This is a genomic window from Saccharobesus litoralis (assembly GCF_003063625.1).
Taxonomy (GTDB): Bacteria; Pseudomonadota; Gammaproteobacteria; order Enterobacterales; family Alteromonadaceae; genus Saccharobesus; species Saccharobesus litoralis.
The window spans coordinates 4,133,564-4,148,732 of record NZ_CP026604.1; the positions used below are offsets into that span (position 1 = coordinate 4,133,564).

Consider the following 15,169-nt stretch of genomic DNA (forward strand, 5'->3'; position numbering starts at 1 on the left):
CCAGAATTTAACCGTCAAAGTAATGCTTTTCTAACAAACCATAAAGCGCGTCATCAATCCACTCGCCATTAAACTTAAATTGCTCTTTTAATAAGCCTTCTTGATCGAACCCCAATTTATTTAGAATTGTCTTTGAGGCTTGATTACGGTTGTCACAAACGGCAATCAACTTATGGGTGCCCAAAATATTAAATGCGTAATCAACTACAGCTTTTGCCGCTTCATAAGCAATACCAAGCTTGAAAAACTCGGGAAGTAACATATAACCTAATTCTCGCCGGTTATCTGATTTACTCACAAGTTTAAGACCAACAACCCCGACCGTTTGACTGTTATAATTAATCGCATAGCTTAACCATTGCCCTTCTTCATCAAACCATGGTGCTATATACAAGCTAAACTCTTGTTCAACCCGCGCTCGACTCCATACAGGGCCAATATACTGCATAACGGTATCGTTACTATATAACGCATTGTAAAGCTCAAAATCGCTTTGTTTAAGAGGCCTTAAGATCAAGCGTTTGGTGAATAACTGTTCCATTTAAAACCCGCACATACGGAGTAAAAGCGGTTATAGACTTTTTACCTGATTATATTAATCGATTTGATAATTGATAAGCGGATTTGTAACGTTCACTTTGATAAAGTGCTTTTGCATCAACATCAGACTTTAATGTCGCAATAAGCTGGTTATTAACTTCTCGTACAGGTAAGCTAGCTACCGCGTCAATAATGCTGACTGCTCCATTTCTATTATTGCATGCCAATAAAAAATCACATCCTGCTTTTAAGGCGACAGTCGCTTTACTAACATAATCTCCAGCAATATTAGCCGCTTGCATTGATAGATCGTCACTAAAAATAACACCGTTAAATCCTAATTTTTTCCTTAGAACGGATTGCAGCCAATATTCAGAAAACCCTGCGGGTTGACTATCAACTTGTGAGTAAATGACATGAGCCGGCATGATTGCATCTAACATATTGCTTTTAATCAATTCTGCAAATGGCAACATGTCGACTTGTTCAATTGTTTTTAGATCACGACCGTCTACAGGTTCAGCAACGTGGGAATCTGCTTCGACACTGCCGTGGCCCGGAAAGTGTTTACCACAAGCCTTCATTCCCGCGTCATTCATCCCACGAATAAAAGCAGATGCAAATTTAACGACTTGCTCAGGTTGTGCTGAAAATGCGCGTTCACCAATAACACTGGATAATCGGTTTAAATCTAAAACTGGGGCAAAGCTAAGGTCGACGCCGGTAGCTAATAACTCAATAGCCATTAACCAACCGAGTTCTCTAGCAATTTTAATATTGTCTGCACTTAATTTTTCATAAATAGCAGCAGGCGGTATAGTTGCAAAGTGATCTCGAAATCGTTGTACACGACCGCCTTCGTGATCAACCGCAATTAAAATAGGTGTACGACTAGCGAGGCGAATTTGCCTGTTCAGCTCGGTTAACTGTGCTTTATCATGATAATTACGGCTAAATAGTATGACACCACCAACATATGGATGCTCAATAATTTCTTTGTCTTCAGTAGTGAGCTCGAACCCTTCTACATCCAAGATTAAATTAGCTTTTGTCAGCATGTGAAGTTGATAACCTAATGAAAACGCAGTTTAGTGCGCTAATTGTTCGCACAGAAGTAAACAAGCCCTACTAACATTACATAGAGCTTATGACGTGATTTAAGCCAGCCAAATGACCTAACAGCTAGTTTATAGGATTGCGGCCTCTAATCTATCAACTAATGTTTTATCTGCTGGAGGGCCTAATTGCAGCCATTGTCCAATCAATACATCTTTTTGTGATATATCGCCTGCATTTAATTTACTGGACAACATATCTATCTGTAATTCCATACGACGTGATTTATCTCGCTCTGGCGTTTCGACTCCGGCTAATATTTCCAACTTAATTGTAATATCTAATTGGGTTGTGTCTTGCTGTTCTTTAGGTGGAACTTGCTGATAAGTTTCAAGCTCACTCGCCCACTTCACCCGACTATTAAGTTCTTCGCTAGGTGCTTGTTTAATCGCAGCTAGCAAATTTAAATAATTTGCCTTTTGTTTGTCTTTGTTTATTTTAGCAATCAGTGTATCCAAATCTGACTTTACTGTTTCCTTTAACTGCTCAAGCTTCGTCACTTGGCCACTTGTCAGTAAATCTGCATTAATTACAATATCAGCGACAGCAGTTTGGATATTTTTGATTGCCTCAAAATTATCTGCTTGTGACAGTGTTGACTGTACAGCGTTAATTTTTTCTAACACCTTGTCAAAAACCGTGTTTCTTGCTTGTTTTTCTTTTTGAGCATGCTCTGTTCGTAAAGCAAAAACTTTATCGTTAATACTGCGAAACGATTGCCATAACTTGCGGTCTTTACCGGCACCAGCAAAACCAATGGTTTTCCAACTAGCTTGTAATGCTTTTAATTGTTCAATTGCATCGCTGTATGCATCATTGGATGATTCGTTCTCTGTCACGCTCGCCAAACATTCTTCAGCTTTGCTGATCAGCTTGTTTTTTGCTTTTTCATTAGCACGATAGTATTCATTAGCTTGTTCTTTTAACGGCTTTAATAAATCATAAAATTGGTTATTGACCGTTTTAAATGCATCGCGATTGACATGGCCTATTTTAGACCAACGACTTTGAATAGAACTTAAACTTTTACTGATTTCAGAAATAGATTTTTCTTGAGCTGCTAACGCTTGTGTTAGCACACTTAGCTCATCAATGATTGCTGTTTTCAGTTTCAGGTTTTCTTCACGAAGCTGCTCTTGTTGCGCGTAGTATTCTCGACATGGTGCAAAAGCTAACTCAGTGGCTTCGTCAAATGCTTTATTAAGTGCTTGGTCATCTGCAGATTCAATTGTCCCCAACATTAACCAAGTATGACGAAGTTGACGTATTTTTTCTGCTTGCTTAATAGGATCGTCATTAGGTGACTCAACTAATGTTTGCACCTCAGTTAACAATTCTTGTTTACGAGGGATTGCAATATATTCTTTCCAATCTGCAAGGTCGTTTATTTTATCAGTCAGCTTATCAAACTCTCGCTGTACCTTCGCTTGGTTAGCTAAAGTCAGCTCATCATGCCAAGTTGAAACTTTCCTAAATAAACCAAACGCAGCATTGTATTTACCTGATTGAATTAGACGATTCAGTTCTTTTAATTTGCCATGAATACGCCCAACTATTTTACTTTGTTCGCTTTGTAGGCCATCAATGGCTTGTTGCCATTGGCGATTAACTTGCTTTTGGCTGTCAAGCAAAGACACTGGCAATGGCAGAAGTAATTGTTTTTTCAAAGCTCGCCAATCATTTTGCCACTGAGCAAACCATTGCGCTTTTTCATCCAACTCATCTAAACTTTCAGGTACATGGTGTTGGGCTAATTGACTAATCAATCGCGTCACCTGTGACATTTGCTCGGCAAATTCAGGTAATTTATTGGCGTTAGTTTCGAGTGTATTTAGCTCTTTGTGCAAGGCTTCTATTTGCGCATTCACAAAGTGTGATACCGTTAATTTGTGACGACAATCATGAATTTTGTCTAGCAATTGATTGGAATCAACCGCTGATTCGCCGGTAATGACCTGCTCTACTGTATCACCTATGTGAGCTATATCTTGTTTTACATCTCGTACTAATTGTTCAAGTTCTGCTTGTTGTTGTTTTTCTTGTTGTTGTTGATACCAAGCTTCTTTTAAAATTTGCGTAGAGCTTTCTAGCTTATTACAGATATCTACGTATTTCTGTTGGAACTGAGCTTTCGTTGTTTCATCTAAGCAATCTAGCCATTCACTTGATTGATTCCATTGTTCAACAAGTTGTTCTCCCTGCTCTTTAATCACTCCATAGTCAGTCTTATCTTTTAAAGACAATAATTTGCTTAAGATAAGATTTAAATGTTTACCTGCAAGTATCGGCTTTTCTTCTTTCTCTATACGCTCTGCTAAATCTGCTTGTGCCTGCGTTCGAACCCATTCATGCTTAGCTTTAGTTGCCAAACGCTCTAACTCTTTATGAGTAATGGTTTCGTCATATTGGTTAAGACGAGGATAAACAAGTTGGCATTCACTAAGCTCTACACTTTTTAAACTCAGCTCTAAATCCAGTTTCCGTTTTACAACGCGCTGCAATAACGCTATACGTATCTCGGTGTTCTGTGTATGCGCTAATAAAGACTCTAAAAACGGGTTATTGGCATATTGTTGAATCAATGCCAATTTAGCTTGTTCTGAACACAGTTCATTGTTGTCATCTAGCAAAAATGACTTTAACTTATTACTGGCGTATTTTCGGACCTGCGCATCTTGGTCATCAAGACTTACAGCTTGCCATAAGTCGAGCGCATTAATTTTTTCTAGCGCGGCTTTACGTATAGATATATCTGGATCATTGTGAGCCAAATCAAGAATAGCGTCTTTATCAGTGTCTATTGATAGATTAGTTAAGGCTGCTCGGCGAATAGCCGCATTTTTATGGCGCCATTTAGGCGCAAATAAGGATTTAAAGATCATCGTGAGTGATTCGCACAATATCGTTATTTGAGTTCGCAAATTGGTTTCGAAGTTCAGACTTTCGTTTTTCGATAAGCTGGCCGTCCGAACCTATGGTGTAGTGTTCATTTGATTGCAAGTGTTTTGCTTGCCAAGCCAAAACGGCTTGTAAGGCTTGGGATTTTTGTTCCGGTGTTAAAGAATTGCCATCTTCCCATTTACCCAATTCCACCGCTTGGCGTAACGATAAGTATACTGACTCAGGCATTGAGTCAACCATAGATAAAAAGTTCACTTATTTCACTCTTACACTTTTTGTTTCTTAAACATCATAATACGGATGCGCAAACCAATGTACCAGACAAATCCAATAGCAGTGGCAATTTGAGCCAGCCATTTATCCCAAGTCGCACCAGTTTCCGCATAAAAAGCACTGTAGGCAATACCAGCAATAAATACAATCAAAGCAATAAATGAGTATGTCATTAACCGAGCCGATTGCTCAATGCGAGCAATACGCGCAGCGCTACGTACTTTATCCGGATCGCCGGTTAACGCAGTATGGCAATGTTGACAAACCTCAGCTTTATCAGAAATTCTTTTACCGCAATTTGGGCAAGCTATTAACGCCATCGACTAACCTTTGTTTATTTCTTTTGTTGCCAATATTGTTTGACACTTTGTTTCATATCTTTGTGGAGCAGCACTATACCAACTAAGTTAGGTAACGTCATTAAAACGATAGCCACCGCAGCAATGTTCCAAATCACGCTGGTATCGGCAACGGCTGCCCACATAAAACCAGCCACATAAATGACACGATACGGCATAACCGAACGAGCACCAAACAGGTAAGTCATCGCCCTATCACCATAGTAACTCCAAGATATAGCTGTCGAGAACGCAAATAAAAGTATACCTATGGTTACAACATATTCACCATATTGCCCCATAAAACCTCGCGTAAAGGCTTTTGCGGTTAATTGGGTCGAGTGAATCAATGATTTGCCAATAACCTTAATCGACTTATCTACAATTTTACCGTTTTGGACTTGCAATAACCCAGAAAAGCTATGCTTACCTTCATGTTCAAATTTAACCGACTCCGCTACTGAGCGTGCATTGATAATTGTCACTCGATTGTCGACTAATCGCCCTTCCTTAACGATTAATTCACCAGTAAAGGGCTGGACGACATCTTGTTTTCCCTCGACCAAATATTGATACAGTTGCTGTCGGTCTTGTTCATTTTGATCTGAAAATTGACCTTGTAGTATTACCATTTCTGAACGAGGAAAAGTATTTTCAAACTTCTCAGTCCAAACACCGCTCGACAGAATAACCAATCCAGTCAGGGTACAAAGAATAATGGTATCAATAAAAGGCTCTAAAATTGAAACCATTCCCTCCGACACAGGTTCATCGGCCTTAGCTGAAGCATGAGCAATAGCCGCTGACCCTTGCCCTGCTTCATTAGAAAATAAACCGCGATTAACACCTCGGCTAAACGCGTACGCAAAACTTGCACCTAAAAACCCACCGGCAGCGGCTGAACCTGTAAACGCATCAGAGAAAATCGAAACAAAAGCAGGTCCAATATTGTCAATATTAAAACCAATTACCGTTAGCGCACCGAAAATATAAATGGCCGCCATAAAGGGGACGATTTTAGAGGTTACCGCCGCAATCCGTGAAATACCGCCAATAATCACTAAACCAAGTAAGATGGATAAAACCGCACCACTAAGCCAAGGTTCTATGCCAAAACTACTTTGCATGCCAGACGCTATGTTGTTAATTTGCGGCATATTACCCGCACCAAATGAGCTCAAAACGGTTGCCAATGCAAATATAATGGCTAACCATTTAGCATTGAGTTTTCGTTCCATGAAATACATAGGGCCACCAGCCATGGTTCCATCTTCTGTTTTTACTCGGTATTTATGAGATAAAGTAACCTCAACAAATTTAGTTGTCATTCCCAGAAACGCGGTGACCCACATCCAGAATAACGCGGCCGGCCCACCTAAAAAAATAGCAAAAGCGACGCCACCAATGTTACCTGTACCAACGGTTCCAGATAATGCGGTAGACAATGCTTGAAAATGCGATGTATCCCCTTCGCAGCGACTATGATCGTGCTTGCCTAATAATATTTGCCAAGCCCGCTTAAAATAACGAAGCTGCGGGAAGCCGAGATAGAGAGTAAAAAACAGACCAACGCCAAGTAATAGGTAGGGGAACCAAATTGCACTGCCCAAAAAACTATCGAGCAATAATAAAAAATCATTGAGTACAGTCAAAACCGTCACCTTAGTTTTATTTATATTTATTGTTTGGACGTTGGTATATACTTCAATTTAGTGGCGGTTTGTATTGTTCATCAATCAACTAAATATCACTAAACATTGTCGTTATATATAATCCAACTTTCGTGGAATATCCCATAGATGAGTGAGTAATATTACCATTTGCATCAACAACATAATACGTTGGATAGCCACTGATTTTAAATTTTTGTTTAACTTGCTCCGTACCCAATAACACATCCATACTTAATTCGTTACGGCTCGCAAATTCGCTGACTTGTTCTATTGCGGAATAATCCAATGCAATGGGAACTAAATTAAAATCACCACCTTTGGTTTCATGTAATGCTTGTAAATTATCAATGGAAACATCACAAACTCGACACCAAGGGGCAAAAAAATAAATAACGCTAACTTTTTGTTGAAAATTTACCTGAGCTAATTCGCCAGTTAAGGTCGGTAATTCAATTGCTTTCAGCGCTCCAGCATCATCAGCATTCAATAAATTCCGACCTTGCCACCACGAGACTAAAATAAATAGGATCACAAAAACCAATGAATTTTTAATAATACTTTTAACTAAATGCATAACACCGTATTAAATTTATAAGCTAACCAAGGTAAGATGACCGAATATAATGATAAAAATACTCAATCAACCGTAAGTTAAGAATGATGACTTCACCTGTTCCAATATTAAAACAAACCTTAACGAGTGTAGCTATAGCCTTAATACTTACTGGCTGTGATTCTGGCGTATCTGTTAGAAAAGTGTGTAAAGAGACTCCTCAATTTTGCCAAGATCTCAATAAAGACTCATGGTGCAAAGATAAACGAGCCAATGTCATTATTGGTCGTTATTTAGAATCTCAACAAGCAAGCGACGATATACGCTACCAACTAATACTTGATTTAGAGTCTTATAGTGAATGCGTTGAAATAGCGTCTCATATTGAGCATATTAAACTAAAAGAAAAAACAACAACGCGTGTACAAGGGTATGTGACTAGTTTAAAAGAGTTAGAACGCTTAAAAAATGTTACTAAAAGTAGTAATGATCCGCGTTTGTTATATTGGCACTGGTCTCGAAATGGTGATGAGAATGCACTAACTCAATTTTTAAAATTGCGCGAGACTGGTGATTTAGAAACACCCGATCTGCAATTTAAGCTAGCAACATACTGGGTTAAAATTGACCGAGATGCCACTATTGATATTCTTTATCATGCCTTAGCGCTCTATAAAGACGGTGATAAAATTGACCCTGAAATTTTAAAAACCTTAAGTACGCTTTATTTAAAGGAAGACAAACTGAAGCATGCTTACGTTTGGGGAAGAATAGCCAAAGATTATGGGATGAAGGAAATTGATCTCGCGCCAATGAAAGCTATTTTAGGTAATCAAGGCGTCGATGTAGACAAGCTAGACGACTTTGCTGACGAATACCAATCACAAATAGAGTCTGGTAGCTTTGTTCCACCTAAACGCTAACTGATAGGCAACTCAGGTCAGTAACACTGCGAGCAACCAACCGTGTAAAAGTGGCGAATTAATTAACCTTTTTCTCCACTTTATTATAAGTTAAGGTTTAGCTTCAGGATGAAACTGCATTGACAATGAATTAACGCAAAAGCGTTTACCTGTTGGTGCAGGCCCGTCATCGAAAATATGGCCTAAATGCGCATCACAATTTTTACAACGAATTTCAATACGCACCATGCCATGACTCAAATCATCGATAAAGTCTATTCTTTGCCAATCGATAGCATCATAAAATGATGGCCAACCACAGCCAGAGTCAAATTTATGCTCGTGAGTAAACAATGGTGTATCACAGCAAGCACAACTGAATTGACCTGGTGACTTCTGATGAAGTAAAGCACCGCTAAACGGGTACTCAGTACCCGCCTCGCGTGTAATACGAAAGGTATCAGTGTCTAGCTTATCTCGCCAATAGTCATGATCTTTGATTGAAGCCACACTTCCCCCTTACGGAATGTTACTGAATACGAACTAAAGGTCGATCAGCTTGACTCCATTCCAAATGATACGTTTCTTCTGTTGGTTTATCGACACGCTGGAAAGTGTGCGCACCAAAGAAATCACGCTGACCTTGTAAAAGATTAGCAGGTAACGTTGCATTGCGATAGGCATCAAAATAAGAAAGCGAAGACGTGATAGTCGGCATCGTGATCCCAGCTTTAATCGAATTAATAACAGCCTCGCGCCAAGCGGGTTCAAATTGTTTAATTTGCTCGGCAAAAAACTCATCTAATAACAGATTTTCTAACTGCGCATCTCGTTGATAAGCTTTTGTAATTGATTGTAAAAATACGGCGCGGATTATACACCCAGCTCGCCAAATTTTTGCGATTTCAGCAAAATCCAGATCCCAACCTTGCTCTTTGGCTGCCCGTTTCATCAGATCGAAACCTTGCGCATAAGCACACATTTTGGCGCAATATAAAGCGTCATGTAGTTGTTTAATTTGCGCTTTTTTCTCGTCTTCTGACAAATTAAGCGCTGGCGCCTTACTAAAGATTTTACTCGCTGCAACACGCTCATCTTTAATAGATGATAATGCGCGACAAAATACGGACTGCGCAATTGTAGTTGCAGCAGAGCCAACTTGTAAGCTACTAACGGCTGTCCATAAGCCTGTGCCTTTTTGTCCAGCTCGATCAAGAATAATATCAACGATTGGCTTGCCCGTTTCAGGGTCATCTTGATCTAAAACTTCAGCTGAAATTTCAATCAAATAACTGTTAAGTTCGCCTTTATTCCATTCACGCAAAACTGCAGCGATCTCTTTTGGCTGTAACCCTAGAGCTTCGCGCATATATTGGTAAGCTTCGCAAATTAGCTGCATATCGGCATATTCAATACCGTTATGCACCATTTTAACATAATGGCCAGCACCTGCTGGACCAATATAAGTTACACACGGCTCACCTGTTGGCAATGCTTCAGTGTAAGAATTTCGAGCATTTGGCAAACCTGTTTCTGGATCGACTTTAGCAGATATAGCTTCGAGAACGGGTTCAAGGCGTGACCAAGCATTTTTATCACCACTTGGCATTAATGAAGGCCCAAATCGCGCTCCCACTTCACCACCTGATACAGCACAACTAAAGAATACAAATTTACCATTGTACCCAGCTTCACGCTCTACAGTGTCTGTCCATAAACTGTTACCTGTATCAACAACAATATCATCTTGCTGAAGCCCTAATTCCAATAGCTGTGAACAAATAATATCGACAGGTTTTCCCGCCGGCACAGATAAAATTATGATAGATGGCTTTTTGATTTTCTCTAGCATTTCACCTAGAGATTTAACCGGAAGGATTCTAGCGTCTTGTTGCGCGCCACGCTCTGTTTCATCTTGATGGGCAATAGCTTGCACGCTCTTTTCATTAAGATCGAATGCCGCTACTTTGTAACCATTGTCAGCGAGGTTAAGACCGATGTTTTTTCCCATAACACCAAGGCCTATTAACCCAATATCGCATAGTGTTGTCGCGTCGGACATGTGTGTGTTCCTATTCGTTTTAGTGTGGTAATAGCGAAGGCATTATACTGTTTGGTTATAAAGGGAGGAATATTTACCGCGTTTATTTAAAAAATATTAAGTATTTTTTAAATGAATGCAGAATTAAACAAAATCAAGGCTCTAGCGAGCCCTGATAATTTACGTGGAGACAATCACCACTTTTTTTGTAATAACACCATTGAGCGATCTTCACAAAGATATTTTTTGCTTACAGGTGTTTTGCGTTTCGCTTGGCCATTGTCAAAACGAGTATCAAAAAGAATTTGCCATTTAGATTTACTAGGTAGCGTAAATTCAACCTCTAATTCACTGGCATTAATCATCAATCTTAACGTTTCATCGCCTTCTTGAAGACCAGCAATTAATTCAACCATAAAACTCTGGTTATCAATATCATGCCAATCCTCATAATTCATTTCCTGATTTTCAGGCGTATACCAATGGACTTCGTGGCTGTTGTTATAACCAAAATAGCCGTCATCTTTCAGTGATAATGAATGCAACAGTTCACTACCATGACGCAGTTTTATGAGGTTTTGTACAAATTCTAACTGCTGCTTATGCGGATTTTTTAATTGCCAATTTATCCAACTAATACTGTTGTCTTGACAATATGCATTATTATTCCCTAACTGCGTACGACCAATTTCATCACCGGCTAACAAGTGAGGTGTCCCTTGAGAAACAAATAATGTTGCAAGTAAATTACGTTTTTGCTTTTGCCTTAATGCATTAATTTTCTTATTTTTAGTTGGTCCTTCGATACCATAATTGTAGGAAAGATTATGGCCGTGGCCATCGCGGTTATGTTCGCAGTTAGCCTCATTATGCTTATGGTTGTAGCACACCAAATCCTCTAACGTAAAACCATCGTGATACGCAATATAATTCACACTGGTATTAATGGTTCGTAAATCCTTATGAAATACATCTCTGCTACCCATTAAACGTGTAGCGAAATCACCTAATAAGTGTCTATCTCCTTTCCAAAATCCACGAACGGTATCACGAAATTTATCGTTACATTCATGCCAATTTTCAGGAAATTGCCCTAATCGATATCCTCCATAGCCAATATCCCATGGTTCGGCGATAAGTTTAACCTGACTCAAAACGGGGTCTTGAAAAAGGACCTTAAAAAAGGCTGAATAATTATCGAATTCGTTACCTTCTCGCGCCAGACTAACTGCTAAATCAAAACGGAATCCATCAACTTGCATTTCTTCAACCCAGTAACGCAAAGATTGAGTAACGAGTTGTAACACATAAGGGTTATCTAGGTTAATACTGTTGCCACAACCGGTATTGTTAACATAACTGCGATATTGTTTATGTCCATGCTCGTTTTTGTCGAATAAATAAAAATTCCTATTATCTAGTCCTCTAAACGATAGTATAGGTCCATCACCACCGCCCTCGGCGCTGTGATTGAACACAACATCTAAAATAACCTCAATGCCAGCGCGATGCATTTCACGGATCATGGTTTTAAATTCAGCAACTGAGTCGCCATTGCTAGCGTAACGAGGTTCAGGACTAAAGAAGTTTATTGGGTTATATCCCCAATAGTTTGTTAACCCCAAATCTGTTAATCGCGGCTCAGACATAAATGCAGCCACTGGCATTAACTGCAATGTTGTTACCCCTAAGTCTTTTAAGTACTTGATTACTTTAGGATGAGCTAACCCAGCATAAGTGCCTTGCATTGACTCTGGCACATCTGGGTGAATTTGAGTAAAACCTTTTACATGCATTTCATACACAACAGTGTCTGAGTCAGGCACATAAGGTCGAGTAATGCCTTGCCAATCAAATTCAGGATCAACGACCACACACTTTGCCATCATGGCCGCTGAGTCGCCAGCATAAAGTCTTTCATTCCAAACCAAAGGTCGATTTAGCGCCTTAGCATAAGGATCAATTAGCAATTTTTCGTGATCAAAAACTAAGCCCATGTCAAGGTTGTAATCACCGTAAACACGATAACCATATAATTGCCCAGCTTCAATGTTAGTTATTAATCCGTGCCAAACGCGGCCTTTTTTTGCCGGTAATTCTATGGCACAAATTTGTTGCTCAGTGTCTTTATCAAATAAACATAATTCAACTTTATGCGCTTTGGGGCAATATACAGCAAAGTTAACCCCTACCCCTTTAACAAAACTAGGGCCTAATTTTTTAGCAGAGCCCGCATAGACGTCATGTTTGCCGACAGTGTTTAGAATGGATTGCTTGGGCAAGTTAATCATGGTCATCCTTAGAAAAACAGTAAGAAAAGGTCGTTAATGTCACTAACTAGTTTCCAAGTAAAAAGAAACTGTATAGCTTTTTAAATATTGTTAAATTTACATTTCAAAACGCGATAAGGAGCAATTATTGCTCCTTATCAGCTATTACTTATACGTTTTCAAAAAGGAGTGTTGCCAATGGTGGTAAGTTGATAACAACTGAGTACTCTTGACCCTGCCAAGGTTGTGCTTCAGCTTCAAATTCAACTACCACTTGATACCCACTACCCCAGTATTTTTCATCATCTGAGTTAAGGACTATTCGATATTTTCCAGCATCTTTAACCCCTAAGCGATACCCTTCTCTTGGTACAGGTGTAAAGTTAGTGACGGAATAAACTTTATCGTTTGTTGTTTCCGCTTTACGTACAAAAGCGAGAATACTATTTTCACCATCTTGATGATCTAACCACTCGAAACCTCTATGGTCATGATCCAACTCATAAAGCGCTGGATACTCACGATATAGATGATTCAGGTCTCGATATAAAGATTGGATCCCTTTATGTTTGTCATATTGAGTTAAATGCCAATCAAGCGAATTATTGTAATTCCATTCCTGCGATTGACCAAAGTCATTGCCCATAAAGTTTAGCTTCTTACCCGGATGCGAATACATAAATGCAGCATAACAACGCAAGTTAGAGGCTGCTTGCCATTCATCACCTGGCATTTTACGTAGCATTGAGCCTTTACCATGCACCACTTCATCATGGGATATTGGCAATACAAAATTTTCATTGTAGGCATAAACTAATGAAAACGTAATTTCGTTATGATGGAATTTACGATAAGCCGGATCTTTAGAGATATAATGTAAGCTATCGTGCATCCAACCCATGTTCCATTTAAAGCCAAAACCTAAACCACCTTCAAAGGTTGGTTTTGATACTTTCGGGAAAGCGGTAGATTCTTCAGCGATAGTGAAAGCATGCGGGTAGTTTTTATAAACTTCTTCGTTGAACCAGCGTAATAAGCTGATAGCTTCGTAATTTTCGTTACCGCCATCAACATTAGGCACCCACTCACCGTCTTTACGCGAATAATCCCAGTAAAGCATGCTCGCTACAGCGTCAACCCGTAACGCATCAACATGAAAATGCTCTAACCACACTAATGCACTAGCAACTAAAAACTGGCGAACATGTCCTCGGCCAAAGTCATAAATACAAGAATTCCAATCAGGATGCCAACCACGACGCGGATCTTCATATTCATATAAATGAGTACCATCAAAACGGGCTAAGCCATGAGAGTCTTCTGGGAAATGCGCTGGTACCCAATCAATGATTACACCAATTCCGGCTTGGTGAGCTGCATCAACAAAAGCTTTAAACTCATTTGGATTACCAAAGCGACTCGTTGGTGCAAAAAGACCTACCGGTTGATAACCCCACGAGCCATCATAAGGATGTTCAGAAACGGGTAATACTTCAATGTGGGTATAGCCCATATCTTTAACATACGGAATGAGTTGTTCTATAAACTCTTGATAAGTTAAAGACCGTAATCCTTCTTCTTCTGACACTTTTCGCCAACTGGCTAAGTGTAATTCATAAACACTCATCGGTGTTTTGTAGCGATCCACTTTAGCTTGCTCTTCAAGCCACTTAGCGTCATTCCATTGATAAGTTGTTTGATCAAAAACAATGGATGTATGAGAAGGATATTGCTCGTGATGAAAACCAACAGGATCCGATTTATGCGGTAAGCGATTACCCATAGGGTCTTTTAATTCAAACTTATATTTGCATCCCTCAGTTAAACCAGGAACAAATAAAACCCAATGGCCACAATTGGTTTTTTGCATTGGGTGAAAACGACCATCCCAATGGTTCATATCACCGATTAAACTTACCGCCGATGCACTTGGAGCATAAACTGCAAATCGCACACCACTAACGATAGCACCATCTTCACTGTTTACTGTAACCAGTTGCGCACCTAATTGTTTGTAGACATTCTCTGGTGCATGGTCAACGAAATGAACAGCATGAAAAGCCGCTTCAACAAATTGGTAGGGGTCAATGATCTCGTACGTATGATCTTCGTTAGTAATACGAAATTTATAATCAAATTTTTTCTTTCGTCCCTTGATAGCTGACTCAAATAAGCCCTGTTCATCAACTAGCGCTAAATCTTGAATATATTTGCCGGATTGCAATTCAAGCACTTCAACTCGGGTTGCATTCGGAACCCATGCTCGTAATTTTAATGTTCCTTCATCAGTTGTAACAAATCCTAATACTTCATGCGGGTTATAAACTCTAGCTTGTGACAAATTTGTTGCGAGCATTTAGTCTCTCCATACGTTTTCACTCGAAAAAAACACCCTAATGTGTGCGTTAAGACCTAGGTTAATACAATAAGGTGAGCGTTTTCAATTGTTTAATCCAATCTTATGAGTAAGATTATCAATTAAGCATATGTCACTTAAATGAATTAGGTTCAATATACTAAGCTTGTCCAACCAGTCACCTAAGTTAGCACTACTCAAACTAA

General features: G+C 39.4%; 12 protein-coding genes. 1 reads left to right on the forward strand and 11 read right to left on the reverse strand.

The genetic code is table 11. The features are described 5' to 3' along the window. Positions 1–7 precede the first annotated feature (7 nt). The 7 genes from C2869_RS15095 to C2869_RS15125 form a co-directional block, all read right to left on the reverse strand. Positions 8–541 carry a GNAT family N-acetyltransferase gene (locus C2869_RS15095; RefSeq protein ID WP_108603753.1) on the reverse strand — a complete coding sequence of 178 codons (534 nt, stop codon included), beginning with the start codon at positions 539–541 and terminating at the stop codon, positions 8–10. 49 nt (positions 542–590) lie between these two features. After that, positions 591–1,598 (reverse strand): beta-N-acetylhexosaminidase, encoded by a 1,008-nt coding sequence (gene nagZ / locus C2869_RS15100; RefSeq protein ID WP_199915574.1) that lies wholly within the window; start codon positions 1,596–1,598, stop codon positions 591–593. A 129-nt stretch (positions 1,599–1,727) separates the two neighbouring features. Then, positions 1,728–4,538 carry a DUF349 domain-containing protein gene (locus tag C2869_RS15105; protein ID WP_108603754.1) on the reverse strand — a complete coding sequence of 937 codons (2,811 nt, stop codon included), beginning with the start codon at positions 4,536–4,538 and terminating at the stop codon, positions 1,728–1,730. After that, a complete protein-coding gene (locus C2869_RS15110) occupies positions 4,528–4,785 on the reverse strand; it encodes a YeaC family protein (protein ID WP_230425567.1) in 258 nt (85 codons plus the stop codon). The genes C2869_RS15105 and C2869_RS15110 overlap by 11 nt, the downstream gene beginning before the upstream one ends. 38 nt (positions 4,786–4,823) lie before the next feature. After that, a complete protein-coding gene (locus C2869_RS15115; RefSeq protein WP_108603756.1) occupies positions 4,824–5,150 on the reverse strand; it encodes a zinc-ribbon domain-containing protein in 327 nt (108 codons plus the stop codon). A 14-nt stretch (positions 5,151–5,164) separates the two neighbouring features. Beyond that, positions 5,165–6,820, reverse strand: coding sequence for an alanine/glycine:cation symporter family protein (locus tag C2869_RS15120; protein WP_108603757.1), 1,656 nt, complete (start codon positions 6,818–6,820; stop codon positions 5,165–5,167). A gap of 88 nt (positions 6,821–6,908) precedes the next feature. Beyond that, on the reverse strand, positions 6,909–7,415 hold the full coding sequence (locus C2869_RS15125; RefSeq protein WP_108603758.1) for a TlpA family protein disulfide reductase: 507 nt from the start codon (positions 7,413–7,415) through the stop codon (positions 6,909–6,911). An 83-nt stretch (positions 7,416–7,498) separates the two neighbouring features. On the opposite strand from C2869_RS15125, the gene C2869_RS15130 reads away from it, so the two are divergent. Then, positions 7,499–8,317 carry a DUF2989 domain-containing protein gene (locus C2869_RS15130; protein WP_108603759.1) on the forward strand — a complete coding sequence of 273 codons (819 nt, stop codon included), beginning with the start codon at positions 7,499–7,501 and terminating at the stop codon, positions 8,315–8,317. 90 nt (positions 8,318–8,407) lie between these two features. Here the strand turns inward: C2869_RS15130 and msrB are convergent, their stop codons facing one another. The 4 genes from msrB to glgB form a co-directional block, all read right to left on the reverse strand. After that, positions 8,408–8,806: a peptide-methionine (R)-S-oxide reductase MsrB gene (gene msrB, locus C2869_RS15135; protein WP_408011863.1), complete on the reverse strand. Its 399-nt coding sequence runs from the start codon at positions 8,804–8,806 to the stop codon at positions 8,408–8,410. A gap of 19 nt (positions 8,807–8,825) precedes the next feature. Then, a complete protein-coding gene (gene gndA, locus C2869_RS15140) occupies positions 8,826–10,358 on the reverse strand; it encodes an NADP-dependent phosphogluconate dehydrogenase (protein ID WP_108603760.1) in 1,533 nt (510 codons plus the stop codon). 173 nt (positions 10,359–10,531) lie between these two features. Further along, entirely contained in the window at positions 10,532–12,628 is a 2,097-nt protein-coding gene (gene glgX, locus C2869_RS15145; protein ID WP_108603761.1) for a glycogen debranching protein GlgX, read from the reverse strand. A 148-nt stretch (positions 12,629–12,776) separates the two neighbouring features. Beyond that, the gene (gene glgB / locus C2869_RS15150) at positions 12,777–14,963 is read right to left on the reverse strand and encodes a 1,4-alpha-glucan branching protein GlgB (protein WP_108603762.1); all 2,187 of its coding nucleotides are present in this window, start codon (positions 14,961–14,963) and stop codon (positions 12,777–12,779) included. Between the last annotated feature and the right edge of the window lie 206 nt (positions 14,964–15,169).